Here is a 15,766-nt window from a genome sequence, read left to right as displayed (position 1 = left end):
GGTGCCGTCCCGGGGCCGTGCTTGGGGGCTGTCCCGGCGCGGCAGATCCACGGGCGGTGCTGTGGCGCGGCACCAGCCCGCCTCATTTTGTGGGGACGCGCTAGTCCGGGCGGGGCCTGCGGGGCGCGGGCTTGCGGGCGGGGTCGCGGGGCCTGCGCTCGGCGGCGCGCTCGTCCCGGGGGCGGCGGTCGCGTGCGGGGCGGGGGCGGTCCCGGTCGGGAGTGGGCCGGGGTTTGCGGTCGACGGCCCCGCGGTCGTCGTCCGGGCGTTTGCGGAACGGGGACTCGCCGTCCACGGCGTCAGGGTCGCGCTGCGTGAACATGCGGCCGAAGCCGATGGCGAGCACGACGGCGGTGGTGATGCCCATGGTCGGGAAGTTCGTGGTCAGCGGCAGGGCGACGGTGAACAGCAACTGCTTGAGCCCGCTGCCCTGCCCGCTCGGCCCGAACAGCAGGAGCGCGGTGATCGCGGTCCCCGCGAACACCAGCGGCGGCTGCACCATCGGCCCGAACAGGTTGCGCCTGCGCACCAGGCAGACCGCCGCGAGGCAGCTCGCGATGTAGGCGTACTGGAAGACCTTGCCCAGCGTCTCCTGCCGCTGCATATCGATCACCGCCGCGACGGCCGCCACCCCGACCGCGAGCGCCACCGCCCCCCACCACGGCAGCCCACGCGACTTCCCGAAGATCGGCCGCTCGTCCCACGCGGGCTCCGGACGATCGTCATCGAGCTCACTCGGGCGATCGTGAGTCGCGGTCACGCCGAACCTCCAACGGAACAGCCCCGCCTGCGCGGGGGATGACAACGTCCCCGCGATGCGTCCCCGGGCAGCAGCGGGGCTGGGCCCCACCTACCCCGGCGAGGTGCGCGGAAGCACCGCAATGATAGCCGTCAACGCCCCGCGCCCCGCGTGTAAGGGGAGCCGAGGGTTGCTACTGGTGAGTAGTCAGGTGGCGGAAACCGGTTCCTACTCGTGCCCCCAGGGAAGCGCCCTGCGGCGAGTAACCGGAGGGGGAGGTGGCGGGAGGGGCGTCGCCGGAGGGGAGCCGACCGGAGTCGGTGACCTGGGGGCAAGCGACTAGGAAACCCGAGGGTGAGCTGCCAAAGCGGCCTTCGGAAGCGCGCGGCCGGTAGCTGTGGCGGGTTGTGCGGTGGCGGACGCCCTCGTCTCGCCACCTGCCCAGCCGCCGGGGACGAGGGGAAGAGGCGGCGGGGCAGCAGGCAGCGGAACGCGCCTGCTGCCCCAGCTAGGACCGCACAGCGGGGGACTGCACGGCGGGGGACCTGGCGGCAGTGGTCCGGGCGGCTTGGACCGCCCGGCCAGGTCCGGGCGGCAGGTACCGCGTGGCGGGACCGCACGGCAGTGGGCCGCACGGCTGGGGCCGGGCGGTCGTGGGCCGTGCGGCTGGGACCACGTGGCAGCGACCGCGCGGTGGGGCCGGGCGGCGGTGGGCCGCACGGCTGGGACCGTGTGGCGGTGGGCTGTGTGGTGGTGGGTCGCACGGCTGGGGCTGTGTAGGTGGTGGGCCGCGCGGTGGGGACCGCGTGGCAGCGACCGCGCGGTAGGGCCGGGCGGCGGTGGGCCGCACGGCTGGGGCTGTGTGGTGGTGGGCCGTGCGGTTGGGGCCGGGCGGCTGGGACCGCGTGGCGGGGCCGGGCGGCGGTGGGCCAGACGGCTGGGACCGCACGGTTGGGCCGGGTGGTTGGGGCTGGGCGGTTGGGCCCGCGTGGCAGCGACCGCGTGGCGGAGCTGTGCGGCAGTGGGCGACACGGCTGGGACCGGGCGGCGTTGGTCCGGGCGGCAGGGAACGCACGGCAGGACTGGCTGGCAGTTGGCCGGACGGCAGGGGCCCGCACGACACTGGCACTGGCACTGGCACTGGCACTGGTGGGCGGTGCTGTGCCAGCGGGGCGCGCTGTGTCGGCAGGTGTGCCGCGCTGTGGAGCGTGCTGTGGCGTGCGGCGCCGCTGAGGGGAGTCGCCTGCACGAGTGTGTTGGGTTCGTGGGTGGGCTTGGGGGCCTCCTTCTGGTTTCTGGCCGTGGGCGGTTGGGGCCGTGGGCGGCGGGGTGGGCTGTGGTCAGGGGTCGGCGGGGGTTGGGTCGTGGCCGTTGAGGGGGAGGGTGGGGTCTTCGGCGCGGCGTAAGAGGGGGAGGGGGGTGGGGGTGGCCGCGGCGTCGCTCAAGGGGGAGACGGTGGTGCGGAAGTGTTCCAGCGCGTCCAGTTCGCGGCGGCGGGCGCTGATGAAGCGTTGGAGGTGGGTGGTGGAGAGGTTGACGGCGTCGATGGCGTTGGTGGCGGCCCGGTGGGCGGTGGCGGAGTGGGCGCGGACGGCGGCGACGTCGTCGGCGATGGTGCGTTCGGTGCCCGCGAACAGGGCCGCCGCGGCCACCACCGCGAAGCCGGTGGGGCCGCAGATGAACACGCGGCGGTCCAGCAGCCAGCGCAGCAGGTCGGGGTCGGTGTCCAGGGCCGCGACGACCGCGGCGTCGGAGGGGACGAACATGATCGTGCCGTAGATGGCGTCGGCCCAGCGCTGGTAGCCCTTGCCCGCGAGTTCGGCGGCGCGGGCGCGGATGTTGCGCACGTGCACGCGCAGGGCGTCGAGGCGTTCCTCGGCGTCGTCGGTTTCCACCGCTTCGGCCCAGCAGACCATGCTCATCTTGGCGTCGACCGGGACTCTGCGGTCGTCGCCCACGATCAGCAGCAGGTCGGGGCGGGCCGCGCCGCCGCCCGCGATGTCGGTTTGGACGGTGAAGTGCAGGCCTTCGCGCAGGCCGAGCGCGCGGGCGGTCTCGACCAGCACCTGTTCGCCGAGTTCGCCGCGCCCGCTGATGGAGGCGAACGCGACCTCGTAGCGGCGCAGCGCGACCTGGTGGGCGTCGGACCGGGCGCGTTCCGCGGCGACCTCGGCGCGGGCGGCGTCGGCGCGGCGGATGCTGTCGGTGTACAGGCGCCAGAACAGCGCGGCCGCCGCGGCGAGCAGCAGCACGAGCACGACGACGACGGTGCCGAGCACGGCGGTCACGGTGGTCCCTCCTTTCGATTCACCTGACGATCTTTACCGCACTCCCCCGACAGAACCAGGCTCGAACGCCCGTTCGACCGGCGAGCCTCCCCCGATCGGGGGCAAGATCCGCCTAATTTGACCCCATGCGGGTGCTGCACACCTCCGACTGGCATGTGGGCCGCAAGTTCCACGGCCGGGATCTGCTCGCCGAGCAGGAGGCGGTGCTCGGCGGCCTGGCCGACCTGGTGTCCGACGAGCGGGTCGACGTCCTGGTCGTCTCGGGCGACCTCTACGACCGCGCGGTGCCCTCGGCGGAGGCCGTCGCGGCGTGCACGCGGGTGCTGCTGCGGGTCGCCGAGGCGGGGGCGAAGATCGTCGTCACCCCGGGCAACCACGATTCCGCGCCGCGGCTGGGCGCGTTCGGGGCGTTCGCCGCCGCGGGCGGGCTGCACCTGCGCACCACTGTCGGCGAGCTGCACAACCCGGTCCTGCTGGCCGACGAGCACGGGCCGGTCGCGTTCTACGGCATCCCCTACCTCGAACCCGAGCCCGCCCGGCACGCGCTGGGGCTCCCGGAGCTGCGCGGGCACTCCGGGGTGCTGGGCGAGGCGATGCGCCGGGTCCGCGCGGACCTGGCCGCCCGCCCGGCGGAGACCCGGTCGGTGGTCCTGTCGCACGCGTTCGTGGTCGGCGGCGAGGCCAGCGAGTCCGAGCGGACCATCGCCGTCGGCGGGGTGCCGTACGTGCCAGCCAAGACTTTCGACGGCGTCGACTACGCCGCCCTCGGCCACCTGCACGGTCCGCAAACGCTTGCCGAGCATCTGCGTTACTCGGGCAGCCCGCTGGCGTACTCGTTTTCCGAGGCGCGCCACCGCAAGTCCGTGTGGCTGGTCGAGTTGGACCACGGCGGCCTCGCGGGCGTCGAGCGCCGGGAGCTGCCGGTGCCCCGTGAGCTGGGCACGCTGCGCGGCGAGCTGGCCGCGTTGCTGACCGAACCCGCGCACGACGCGGAGGCAGAGAAGTTCCTGTCCGTCGTGCTGACCGACCGGGTGCGCCCGATCGACGCGATGCGCAGGCTCCAGGAGCGGTTCCCGCACGCGGTCCACCTCGACTGGCAGCCCGAGGGCGGCAGGCCCGACACGCGCCGGTATTCCGACGCGGTGCGCGGCCGGTCGGACGAGGAGATCGCCTGCTGCTTCGTCGCCGACACCCGCAACAGCGAGCCGACCGAGTCCGAGCGCGGCCTGCTGCGGGAAGCGCTGGCCGCGGTCGCCGGGAAGGAGCCCGAGTGAGGCTGCACCGCCTTGAGCTGAGCGCGTTCGGCCCGTTCGCTGGCCACGAGGTGGTCGACTTCGACCGGCTCGGCGCCGAGGGCCTGTTCCTGCTGCACGGCGACACGGGCGCGGGCAAGACCACGGTGCTGGACGCGGTGGCCTACGCGCTGTTCGGGGCGGTGCCGGGGGCGCGCGCCGAGGTCAAGCGGCTGCGGTGCGACTACGCCGACCCGGACGCGCACACCGAAGTCAGCCTGGAGCTGTCCGTGCGCGGGCACCGGCTGCTGCTGACCCGCAGCCCGGAGTACGAGCGCCCCAAGCGGCGTGGCGACGGGACGACGAAGCAGCCCGCCAAGGCGTCGCTGACCTGGCTCGGCGCCGCGCCAAGCGGGCACGCGTCCGAGGGGGTGACCCGCATCGACGAGGTCGCCCGCGAGGTCGAGGGGCTGCTCGGGATGACCAAGGACCAGTTCTTCCAGGTCGTCCTGTTGCCGCAGGGGGATTTCGCGCAGTTCCTCCGATCGTCCACAGAGGACCGGGAGCGGCTGCTGGAGAAGCTATTCGGCACGCAGCATTTCGAGCGGGTCGAGAAGTGGTTCCGGGATCGCCGCCTGGAGCGCAGGCATGTGGTCGACAAGGCGAAGGCGGACTCGCGGGAGCTGGTCGCGCGGTTCGCGCAGGCGGCGGGCGTCGAGCCGCCGGAAGAGGCGGACCCGGTCTGGCTCGACGGGATTCTGGGCGAGGTCGAGACCGCCGACGCCGACGCGGCGGCCATCGCGGCGGATGCGGCGGGCAAGCGGGATCGGGCGGACGCGGCGCTGACCGAGGGGCGCGAGCTAGTCGACCGGGTCCGGCGTGTCCGGCGGGCCACCGACGACCTCGCCGAACTGGCCGAGCAGGCCGAGGTGCGGGCGCAGTCGCGCGACGAGCTGTCCGCCGCGCTGCGGGCGGTTCCGGTGGTGACCGCCGCCGAGCAGGTGCGGCGGGCCGAGCGGAAAGCGGACCAGGCCGAGCAGGCGGTGCGCGAGCGCGCGTCGGACGCGGAAGAGGCGGGCTTCGCCGAGCCGGACGCGCTGCTTTCCGAGCTGCGCAAGGAGTCCGCGCGGCTGCGGGAGGAAGCGGGCGGGCTCGCGGCGCTGGTCGCGGAAGCCGAGCGGCAGCGGGTGGATGAGGCGCGACTGGTCGACCTGGGCGAGCGGATCGAGGCCGCGCGGCAGGCGGCCGAAGACATCGCCGCGCGGTCGGCCGGATTCCCGGAGCGGATCGCCGCCGCGCGCGAAGACCTGTCGAAGGCGACCGAGGCGCGGGCCGCGCTGCCCGGGTTGCTGGCACGCAAGGACGAGGTCGCCGCCGCGCTCGCTGACCAGGGGGCGCTGCCCAAAGCCGAGGAAGCCTTGGCGGCGGCCAAGTCCGCGCACCAGGACGCCGTGGACGCCCACCAGGCGGCCCGGGACCTGGTGCTGGATCTGCGGCAGCGGCGGCTGGACGGGATGGCGGCGGAACTGGCCGAGGGCCTGGCGGCGGGGGAGTCGTGCCCGGTGTGCGGGTCGGTCGAGCATCCCGCGCCCGCGCACCCCACGTCGGTCCGCGCGACCCCGGAGGACGAGGAAGCCGCCCAGGCCGACGAGGGCAAGCTGGCCAAAGCCCGTGAGAGCGCAGCGAACGCGGTCACCCGGGCGCAGCACGCGCTCAAGACGCTGGCCGAGCGGCTGGCTCCCTGGTCCGAAGTGGACTTGGCGCGGGTGCACGCGTCCGCGCTCGCGGCGTTCCAGTCGGCGGACGAGCTGGCGGGCAGGCACGGCGCGCTCGACAAGGCGCTGGCGGCGCTGGAAGCCGAGGCCGAGGCGCTGCGGGGCAAGCACGGGGCGCTGGAGCGGGAGGCGGTGTCGCTGGAGTCGGAGCGGACCGCGCTCGCCGCGACCGTCGCCGACCGGGCGTCCACTGTGGAGCAGGCGCGCGGGGAGCACGCGTCCGTTGGCGCGCGGCGACGACACTTGCTGACGCTGGTGACGGCCGTCGACGCTCTCATCGAGGCGCAGACCGCGGCGGTCACCGCCCGGGAACGGCTCAAGGAGCAGCGCGACGCGCTCGCCGACGTGGTGTCCGAGGCCGGATTCGCCGACCTGGCCGAGGCGTTGGGCGCGGCCCGCGACGACACCGTCATCGACAAGCTGCGCGAACAGCTCGCCGAGGCGGAGAAGCGCGAGGCCGCCAGCCGCTCGATCCTGGCCGACCCGGACCTGTTCGGCATCGAGGCCGACCTCGACGTCGACCTGCTTCCGTTGACCCAGGCCGCGAAGCAGGCGCGCACGCTGGCCGAGGACGCCGTGGCCGGAGCCCGGACCGCCGCGACCCGCCTGCGCGAGGCTCGGCGCCTCGGCGAGCGGCTGCGCGTGGCCTGGGCGGCATTGGCGCCGCTGGAAGCCGAGTTCGCCGAGCTTGACGCGCTGACCGACGTGGTGAACGGCCGCGGGCAGAACTCCACCAGGATGTCGCTGCGCTCCTACGTCCTCGCGGCCCGGCTGGAGGACATCGCCGCCGCGGGCACCGAGCGGCTGCGGCAGATGACCCAGGGCCGCTATTCGTTCGTGCACAGCGACGAGGCGGGCGCGCGCGGCACCCGCGGCGGCCTCGGGCTCGACGTGCTGGACGACTTCTCCGGCCGCACCCGGCCCGCGAAAACCCTGTCCGGCGGCGAGTCTTTCGTCGCGTCCCTGGCGCTGGCGCTCGGCTTGGCCGATGTGGTGGCCGCCGAAAGCGGTGGCGGCGCGCTGCTGGACACCCTGTTCGTGGACGAGGGATTCGGCACGCTCGACGCCGGGACGCTGGACGACGTCATGGCGATCCTGGACTCGCTGCGGGAAGGCGGCCGGGTCGTCGGCCTGGTGTCGCATGTGGACGAATTGCGGCAGCGGATTCCCGTGCGGCTGCGGGTGGCGAAGGCTCGGACTGGGTCGACCTTGCACCTGACCGCGTGATCAGGGTGTGATGCCCCGCGCGGCGGCGCGCCAGAGGTGCATGCCCGCGTAGGAGCGCCACGGCCGCCACGCCTTGCCGCGCTCGGCGAGACCGTCCATTGTGGGCGGAAGGTTCAGCAGCTTGGCGCCGTTGCGCAGCGCGATGTCCTGCGGCAGCAGCACATCCGGGTCGCCCAGCAGGCGCATCACCACGTAGCCCGCCGTCCACGGGCCGATGCCCGCGTAGGTCTGCAACCGGCTGCGCAGCGTCTCCGCGTCCACGCCCACATGCAGCTCCAGGTCGCCGGAGGCGATCGCGGCGCAGACGGCGCGGATCGTCTCCACCCGGCGGGCCGGGCCCGCGATCAGCTCCGACGCCCGCTCGGCCACCGCCGCCGCCGAGGGGAACAGCGTGGTCAGTTCCCCTTCCGGATTGGGCAGTTCCTCGCCGATGGCCTCGGTCAGCCTGCGCGCGCCGGTCCGCGCGGCCGCCACGCTGACCTGTTGGCCCAGCAGCGCCCGCACCACGGTTTCCGTGCCGTCCACACTGCCCGGAACCCGGATTCCGGGGGTCGCGGCGACCGACGCGGTGAGCGCGGGATCGGCCGCGAGGACCCGGTCCACCGCGGCCGGGTCGGCGTCGAGGTCGAACAGCCGCCGCAGCCGGGAGACCGCCGTGCCGAGATCACGCAGGTCGGCCAGCCGCAGCGCGCACTCCACATGGTTTCCCGCTGGCCGCAGGTGCGCGGTCGCCGAGCCGTGCGGCAGCCGCAGGGTCCGCGAGTAGCGGCCGGGGCGCGCGGCCTCGACCCCAGGAATCGCCCGTGCGCCAAGGAAAGCCAGGATTCCGGCCGCGTCGAATGGAGTCCGCACCGGCAGCCGCAGCGTGACCCGGCCGCCGCTCGCGGCCTGCCGGGGCCTGGCCGCCCGCTGCGCGGCCAGGCGCAGTTCGGACGGCGTCGTGGCGAACACGGCCCGCACGGTGTCGTTAAACTGCCGGACGCTGGCGAACCCGGAGGCGAACGCCACCTCGGACACCGACATCGTCGTGGTCTCCAGCAGCAGCCGCGCGGTGTGCGCGCGGTGCGCCCGCGCCAGCGCCAGTGGACCCGCGCCCAGTTCCGCGGTGAGCACCCGGGTCAGGTGGCGTTCCGAATAGCCCACTCTGCGGGCGAGTCCTGGCACGCCTTCGCGTTCCACCACCCCGTCCGAAATCAGGCGCATCGCGCGTCCGGCCAGGTCACCGCGCAGATCCCACTCCGGTGAACCTGGGACTGTGTCGGGTAGACAGCGTCTGCACGCCCGGTATCCGGACTGCTGCGCCGCCGCGGCGGTCGGGAAGAACTCGACGTTCCTGCGCTTCGGCGTGATCGACGGGCACGACGGCCTGCAGTAGATCCCAGTGGGGCGCACGGCGAGGAAGAACTGCCCGTCGAAGCGCGCGTCGCGCGAGACGACAGCGTGGTATCCCTGCTCCGGGTCGATCAACACCCGACCATGCTGCCGGCGCGCGTCTCGAAGGGCTGGCAGGAAAGAGACATGTGGTTCGCGAAGAGGAAAAAAAGAGAAGCGGGGATCTGCTTAGCCGCAGATCCCCGCTCCCGTTTATTGCGTCTGTGTTACGTGACTGCCTGGACCACCACGTCACCCGAGCCGACCACCACGTCGGCCTCGGTGCGGACCTGCACGTTGCCGAGCAGGACGCGTCCTTCTTCCGGAGCCTCGTTGGCGGTCACTGTTCCCCGCACGGTCCACTGCGCGCCCGCGTCGCGCGCGGCGTTCGCGTCGGTCACCGACACCGAGCCGAACGCGGGATTGACGAAGACATCCAGGTGGTCGAACGTCGTCGTGCCCGAGGGAACCGCGAAGCCCTCGACCAGCACCACCCAGATTCCCGGCGCCGGATTGGGGATGACGACCTGCTCCTCGGAGTCGCCGTCGGCCTGCTGGCCCGCGAGGACGCACCGGCCGGTGGTGCAGTTGAACACGGCGAGGTCGAGGTCGGCCGCGGCGTCGGAGGTGTTGCCGATCTTCGCCCGCAGCGAGGTCGACCCCGGCGTCACGATCACCTGGAAATGCTTGCCCTCCTGGTCGGCGATGCTGAACTGCCCCAGCTTGGCGCTGCCCAGCGGCGTGCCGGTCGCCCGCCCGGTGAACGGCCCGAACAGGTTCTTGAGCGTGTACTCCCGAATCACCGGTGTGCCCGCCGCGGCCGAGGCGATCGTGTCGGGGTTCGGGGAGACCGAAGCGCCCAACACCGACGCGGTCAGCGTGAACGGCGCGGCCGCGGCGTCGGAGGTGCGGCGGGCCTCCACGACGACCTCCCACACGCCCGCCTGCGGGTTGGTCACCGTGCGGCTCGTCGGGCTGCCCGCGTCGCACCCCGGGCCACCGGGAACCGGCGGGTTGTAGCAGTTCAGCGACGAGTTGGCCTCCACGCCCACGCCGTACGGGTGGAACCGCAGGAACCGAAGCTGCCCCGCGCCCGCGGCCGCGCCGCCGCCGTTCAGGTCGACCTTGAACGCCGGGGCGCCCCGTGGGACGCGGTAGAAGAACTTCACGACCTCGTTGCGGCCGACCTGCCCGCCCTTGATGACGGTGAAGTTGTTGGCCGAGGTGAAGTCCTCCGCCGCGATCACCGTGTTCAAGGTCTGCCCGTCGATGCCCGAGGTCGTCGGGCTGTCCAGGTTCAGGATCGCGGAGTGGATGCCGGTCGACCCCGGATTCACCGTGACGTCGAACTTGACGGCGCTGTTCTTGGGCAGCGTCACCGTCTTCGCCGAGCTGAACGTGCCGTCGTTGCCGACCCAGTCGACCTTGTAGGTGACCGGGTGGTCCGGACCGGACGTGCGGGTGAAGGTGTACTGCCGCACGTAGCGGTCGCCCGCCTTCACGCCCTCGCGGTCGTTGATGCCGACGCCGACGCCCGGGGTCTTGAGAAACCCGGACAGCGCGGTGTTGACCGGCACGGACGCGGTGATGTCGGTGGTGCTCGGGTTCGACTTGAGCAGGTTCCACGCCTTCGTGGTGTCGATCAGGCCGTTGCCCTGCTCGTAGGCGCCCAGCCCGGCGATGAACCGCGCGCTCGACTGGAACGCGGCGCGCAGCTGCGCGGGCTTGTGCGAGACGCCGCGCGCCTTCGCCGCGCTGACCAGCAGCGCCGCCGCGCCCGCCGCCTGCGGCGATGCCATCGAGGTGCCGTTGAACTGCGCGTAGCCCGGCGGCAGGGGATAGGTGCCCGCCACCGGCTGGCCCGCCTGCCAGGTCGGGACCGTGGAGATCGCCGAGCCGGGGGCGACGATGTTCGGCTTGAAGCCGCCGTCCTCGCGCGGGCCGCGCGAGGAGAAGCCGTGCAGGCTCTCGGCGACGCCCAGGTCCGAGCCGTAGTTGCGCTGCCAGGTCTCCTTGGTGATGTAGGAGCCGACCGAGAGCACCTTCGTCGCCACCGACGGGTCGCCGACGGTGTTCGAGCCCGCGCCGGAGTTGCCCGCCGAGATGAACATCTGCACGTCGTAGGTGTCGATGAGCCGGTCGTACAGCTCGGCGCGCGCGTTGTTGCCGTCGTTGAGGGCGGGCAGGCCGCCGATCGACATGTTGATCACGTCGACGTTCGCGTCCCGGGCCGCGTAGATCATGCCTTCGAGCAGCGCGTGGTTGGTGCAGCCGGTGATGAACAGGCACACCCGCACGCTCACCAGCTTCGCGCCCGGCGCCGCGCCGTTCATCGTGCCGCCGAAAAGCCGGTTGCCCGCGACGATGCCCGCGACGTGCGAGCCGTGCGCGCCGGAGACGATGCCGATGTTGACGGCGTTGTTGGTCGCGTCGGTCTGCACGACGAACGGCATGGACTCGCGCACCGGGGTCGCCGGGTTGTCCGTGCCGAACGCGCCGACGTCGTACTTGACCTTGTAGTTGGTCATCGGCTTGTCGTCGCCGAAGGTGCCGGTCTGGTTCGCGTCCACCCACACGGTGTTCGTCGCGGGGTTCCACACGACGCCGAACAGGCCGCTGGTGCCCGCGCCGTTGCCGTCGCGGTTGACGTCCGAGCCGACCTCGCCGCCGAGCCGGGGGTCGCGCTCGTTGAACGTGCCCGACCGCAGCTGGCCCTCGGCGGGCAGGCCGACCGAGGCGCCGCTGACGGTAGCGGTCATCGGGACCCACGTCGGGTCGTTGTCCTTGTTGACGCCGTTGACGAAGGACGAGTCCGTGAAGGTCACCCAGTCGGTGATCTTGCGCTCGTTCGTGCTGGTCGTGTTCAGCGACGGGTGACCGAGGTCGACGCCGCTGTCGAGGACCGCGATCGTCGTGCCGCGCCCGTCCCAGGTCGGGTGCTCGTTCACGAACTGGGCGGCGTTGATGTCACCGGTCGGCATGTACGGGTTGACCCCCGGCGTCGACGGCCCCGGAGCGGGCTGCGGCGTGGGGTCGGCGATGCCGGTGGGGCGCGGGTCGGGGAGCGGGATGTTCTCGTCCAGGTCCAGCGCGGTCACCCCGGGGAGCTTGGCGACCTTCTTGACCTGGTCGACGGGGACCTCGGCGCGCACGTAGCCGATCTCGTCGGCCCGGTGCTCGACCTTCGCGCCCGCCCTGGTCAGCTCGTCCACCCGGCGGGCGCTGTCGCCCCGGTCGGTGGCGATGAGGACCTTGACCGTCTTCGCGCCGGACTGCACCGCCTTGGCTAACAGGTCCAAGTCGTGTTTGCCGATGCCGGGGCCCTCGTCGGCCGGGGCGGGCGCGGCGGCGGCCGGGGCCGAGGACAGCATGACCCCGGTGACGGCCGTGCTGAACGCCAGGCCGAGGGCCAACCGGCTGCGGGTGCGCCATTCAGGTTGAGTCATCCCACTTCCTTCTTCCTCAGCGGGTGAGCTGGGCGCGCGCCTGGAACCTCCGGTGGGCGGACGACAGCAGGGCGCTCACGGAGTGTTGTTGGCGAGCCCAGCGGTGACTAGCGTCCATTTGGGTTAATCCAGTAGTGGAAATCTGGACTATTGGGCACGGAGTGTGCATCCATCGCCGCTGGTGTCCGGGTGTTACCCCGCGAACGGGCGCTGTTGTGCGTATGTATGTCCTACGACACATCGCGCAGCGTCACCAAAACTGGGAATAACGTTGGTAACGGTTTGACACCCGCCCCGGGCCGGAAGCCGCCAGGGGGTCGGTCCGTAGACTCAACCACCGTGAGTTTGACCCTCGGGATCGTCGGCCTGCCCAACGTCGGCAAGTCCACCCTGTTCAACGCCCTGACGAACAACGACGTGCTCGCCGCGAACTACCCGTTCGCGACCATCGAGCCCAACGTCGGCATCGTCCCGCTCCCCGACCCGCGGCTGGACAAGCTCGCCGAGATCTTCGGCAGCGAGCGCATCGTGCCCGCAGTGGTGTCGTTCGTGGACATCGCGGGCATCGTCAAGGGCGCGTCGGAGGGGGCTGGCCTGGGCAACAAGTTCCTGGCCAACATCCGCGAGGCCAACGCCATCTGTCAGGTCATCCGCGTCTTCGACGACCCGGACGTCGTGCACGTCGACGGCAACGTCGACCCGCTGGCCGACATCGAGACCATCAACACCGAGCTGATCCTCGCCGACCTCCAGACCCTGGAGAAGGCCCTGGCCCGCCTGGAGAAGGAGGCCCGCACCCGCAAGGAGGCACGCCCCACCCTGGACGCGGCCACCAAGGCCAAGGACATCCTCGACGGCGGCCGCACCCTGTTCGCCGCGCAGTCCGAAGTGGACCTCTCGCTGCTGCGCGAGCTGAGCCTGCTCACCACCAAGCCCTTCCTCTACGTCTTCAACGCCGACGAGTCGGTCCTGACCAACGACGCCCGCGTCGCCGAACTCGCGAAAATGGTCATGCCAGCCGACGCCGTTTTCCTCGACGCCAAAGTCGAAGCCGAACTGCTGGAACTGGACGAGGAATCCACCCGCGAACTACTGGAATCCGTCGGCCAGACCGAACCCGGCCTCAACGCCCTCGCCCGCGCCGGTTTCCACACCCTCGGCCTGCAGACCTACCTCACGGCGGGCCCGAAAGAAGCCCGCGCCTGGACCATCCCCCAGGGCGCCACCGCCCCCCAGGCCGCTGGCGTCATCCACTCCGACTTCGAGCGCGGCTTCATCAAGGCCGAAGTCGTGTCATTCGACGACCTGGTCGCCGCGGGCTCCATGGCCGCGGCTAAGTCGGCGGGCAAGGTCCGCATCGAAGGCAAGGACTACATCATGGCCGACGGCGACGTGGTCGAGTTCCGCTTCAACGTGTGACCGGTGACCGCGGTCGTCAAATCGCGATCACTGTGAGCATATCGTCAAGTCCAGTGAAGTCCGACGGATTGCGAGTGTAGAGCGGCAATTCGCGTGCGGACGCGATGGCCGCGATCATCAAATCGATTCGGCGAGGGCGGGGCTCGCGATTGGCCAGCAAAGTCAAGGCGACCAGCGTTCCGTACCTGGCGGCGGCCTCGGCGTCGAAGGGGAGTGGATCGAATTCGACGATGGCGGCGCCCAGTTTCTCGGTGCGTACCGCTCTGGTGTGCGGGTCTCTGGCCATCGCGACACCCTGATGCAGCTCGGCCATGGTCACCGCGGTGATTTCCGGCGTCGCGGGTAGAAGGATCGGATCGAGTAGTGCCAGGTCTATGTAGACGCAGGTGTCGAGCACGCCGGACTCGGGGCGGTCAGCCACGGGACGCGTCCCATGGGGCGTCGTCACCGACGCGGTCCTCGGAACCGAAGAAGGCGTCGGCCTCGTCGCGCATGAGACCGTAGTCGACGCGAGGAAGCTTGCGGTGCCGCTCGACCAGTTCCTCGGCGCTCAGGCGGCGCTTGCGGGCCAGTGGCCGGAGTTCGGCTATCTCGACGCCATTGCGGGTGACGTGAAAGGTTTCCCCCGCCTCGACGGCGTTCATGACCTCGGCGGAGTTGTTTCGGAACTCCCGTTGGCTGATGACCTTCATCACGCTAGTGTAGCACCATGTAGCACGCTGGGCTACAAGCGGCTTTGCCGTCTCGCGTGGCTTGGTTTCAAACGGGAGCGATATTGCGGGGAGCGTGCTTGGCGCCAGCCGAATCCGAGGGGTTTTCGTTTTATTGGTCCCGGGTGTGGAGTACCGCCGAACGCACTATTCCAAGTGAATCTTCGGCGCTGATTCCCGAGACAGTCGTACATCTTCTCCACACTCGATCTTTGGCGGCCCGTCATGCCCCGCGTCTACGTTTCTGCCACGCACGGAGCACGTGCGGACACGAGTAGTGACACGATCGGAGTTGACCGTGGAGCGTCGGAACTTTCTTCGGGTAGCCGTCGTGGGGGGTGCCGCCGCCGCGTTTGGCGGGGCTTCTTGGGGGACAGCGTTCGCGGCTACGGCGCAGCCGGGGCCGAGCCCGTACGGGGCGTTGCAGGCCGCTGACGCGAATGGGATTCGGCTGCCCGCCGGGTTCACCAGCCGGGTGATCGCCCGGACCGGGCAGAAGGTGGCCGGGACCAACTACACCTGGCACCCGGCGCCGGACGGCGGGGCGTGTTTCGCCGACGGGACGGGGTGGATCTACGTCTCCAACAGCGAGGTGTCCAGCACCGGCGGCGTCGGCGCGGTCAAGTTCAACTCGACCGGGCAGATCACCGGGGCCTACCGCACGCTGTCCAACACCAACGTCAACTGCGCGGGCGGGGCGACGCCGTGGAACACGTGGCTGTCCTGTGAGGAGGTGTCCAACGGGCGGGTGTTCGAGACCGACCCGTGGGGGGTGAACCCGGCCGTCGCGCGGCCCGCGATGGGCATCTTCAAGCACGAGGCGTGCGCCGCCGACGCCGACCACGGGTACATCTACCTCACCGAGGACGTCAGCGACGGCTGCTTCTACCGGTTCCGCCCGAACACCTGGGGCAACCTGTCCAGCGGCACCCTGCAGGTCATGGTGGGCTCCAACTCGCAGACCAGCGGCTCGGTGACCTGGGCGAACGTCCCCGACCCGGACGGCAGCCCCACCGCGACCCGCAACCAGGTGAGCGGCGCGAAGCGGTTCAACGGCGGCGAAGGCTGCTACTACGCCGCGGGCACCTGCTGGTTCACCACCAAGGGCGACAACCGGGTGTGGGCCTACGACGCGAACAACTCCACGATCTCGCTCACCTACGACGACTCGCTCGTCACCAGCGGCACCGCGCCGCTGACCGGCGTCGACAACGTCACCCGCACCTCCAGCGGCGACCTGTTCGTCGCCGAGGACGGCGGCAACATGGAGATCTGCATCATCACCCCCACCGGCGTCGTCGCGCCGTTCCTGCAGGTCACCGGCCAGACGTCGTCGGAGATCACCGGCCCGGCGTTCAGCCCGAACGGCAGCCGCCTGTACTTCTCCTCGCAGCGCGGCACCACCGGCAGCAGCAGCGGCGGCATCACCTACGAGGTGACCGGCCCGTTCCGCTCCTGAGCCCGCTCGGCGGGGGGGGGGGGGGGGGGGGGGGGGGGGGGGGGGGGGGGGGGGGGGAGGTGAGCAAACGCACAGAGTTCTGTGTCGGGGAAGAAATCAA

The 15,766-nt window shown here is 71.6% G+C and carries 10 protein-coding genes; 4 read left to right on the top strand and 6 right to left on the bottom strand.

Annotated features, from left to right (window positions below; translation table 11 throughout):
• Positions 1–100: 100 nt before the first annotated feature.
• Together ACZ6SD_RS12770 and ACZ6SD_RS12765 are read right to left on the bottom strand one after the other, a co-directional pair.
• Positions 101–760, bottom strand: coding sequence for a DUF6542 domain-containing protein (locus ACZ6SD_RS12770; RefSeq protein WP_465317082.1), 660 nt, complete (start codon positions 758–760; stop codon positions 101–103).
• A 1,319-nt stretch (positions 761–2,079) separates the two neighbouring features.
• A complete protein-coding gene (locus tag ACZ6SD_RS12765; RefSeq protein ID WP_465317081.1) occupies positions 2,080–3,027 on the bottom strand; it encodes a DNA recombination protein RmuC in 948 nt (315 codons plus the stop codon).
• 125 nt (positions 3,028–3,152) lie between these two features.
• Between ACZ6SD_RS12765 and ACZ6SD_RS12760 the strand changes: the two genes are divergently transcribed.
• Both ACZ6SD_RS12760 and ACZ6SD_RS12755 read left to right on the top strand, forming a co-directional pair.
• On the top strand, positions 3,153–4,301 hold the full coding sequence (locus ACZ6SD_RS12760; RefSeq protein WP_465317080.1) for an exonuclease SbcCD subunit D: 1,149 nt from the start codon (positions 3,153–3,155) through the stop codon (positions 4,299–4,301).
• Positions 4,298–7,261 carry an AAA family ATPase gene (locus ACZ6SD_RS12755; protein WP_465317079.1) on the top strand — a complete coding sequence of 988 codons (2,964 nt, stop codon included), beginning with the start codon at positions 4,298–4,300 and terminating at the stop codon, positions 7,259–7,261. Before ACZ6SD_RS12760 ends, ACZ6SD_RS12755 begins: the two co-directional genes overlap by 4 nt.
• Here the strand turns inward: ACZ6SD_RS12755 and ACZ6SD_RS12750 are convergent, their stop codons facing one another.
• On the bottom strand, positions 7,262–8,731 hold the full coding sequence (locus tag ACZ6SD_RS12750; protein ID WP_465317078.1) for an AlkA N-terminal domain-containing protein: 1,470 nt from the start codon (positions 8,729–8,731) through the stop codon (positions 7,262–7,264).
• A 128-nt stretch (positions 8,732–8,859) separates the two neighbouring features.
• Positions 8,860–12,078, bottom strand: coding sequence for a S8 family serine peptidase (locus tag ACZ6SD_RS12745; protein ID WP_465317076.1), 3,219 nt, complete (start codon positions 12,076–12,078; stop codon positions 8,860–8,862).
• Positions 12,079–12,417: 339 nt separating this feature from the next.
• Here ACZ6SD_RS12745 and ychF point away from each other — a divergent pair, with 339 nt between their 5' ends.
• Positions 12,418–13,497, top strand: coding sequence for a redox-regulated ATPase YchF (gene ychF / locus ACZ6SD_RS12740; protein ID WP_465317075.1), 1,080 nt, complete (start codon positions 12,418–12,420; stop codon positions 13,495–13,497).
• 16 nt (positions 13,498–13,513) lie between these two features.
• On the opposite strand, the gene ACZ6SD_RS12735 is transcribed toward ychF, so the two are convergent.
• Positions 13,514–13,918: a type II toxin-antitoxin system VapC family toxin gene (locus tag ACZ6SD_RS12735; RefSeq protein ID WP_465317074.1), complete on the bottom strand. Its 405-nt coding sequence runs from the start codon at positions 13,916–13,918 to the stop codon at positions 13,514–13,516.
• Positions 13,911–14,189, bottom strand: coding sequence for a type II toxin-antitoxin system Phd/YefM family antitoxin (locus tag ACZ6SD_RS12730; RefSeq protein ID WP_465317073.1), 279 nt, complete (start codon positions 14,187–14,189; stop codon positions 13,911–13,913). The genes ACZ6SD_RS12735 and ACZ6SD_RS12730 overlap by 8 nt, the downstream gene beginning before the upstream one ends.
• A gap of 316 nt (positions 14,190–14,505) precedes the next feature.
• On the opposite strand from ACZ6SD_RS12730, the gene ACZ6SD_RS12725 reads away from it, so the two are divergent.
• Positions 14,506–15,666, top strand: a complete 1,161-nt coding sequence (locus ACZ6SD_RS12725) for an alkaline phosphatase PhoX (RefSeq protein ID WP_465317072.1) — start codon at positions 14,506–14,508, stop codon at positions 15,664–15,666.
• Positions 15,667–15,766 lie beyond the last annotated feature (100 nt).

The organism is Actinokineospora sp. NPDC051303 (assembly GCF_055586285.1).
The sequence above is the reverse complement of the archived record's forward strand: the minus strand, read 5'-3'. Positions and strand labels throughout refer to the sequence as shown.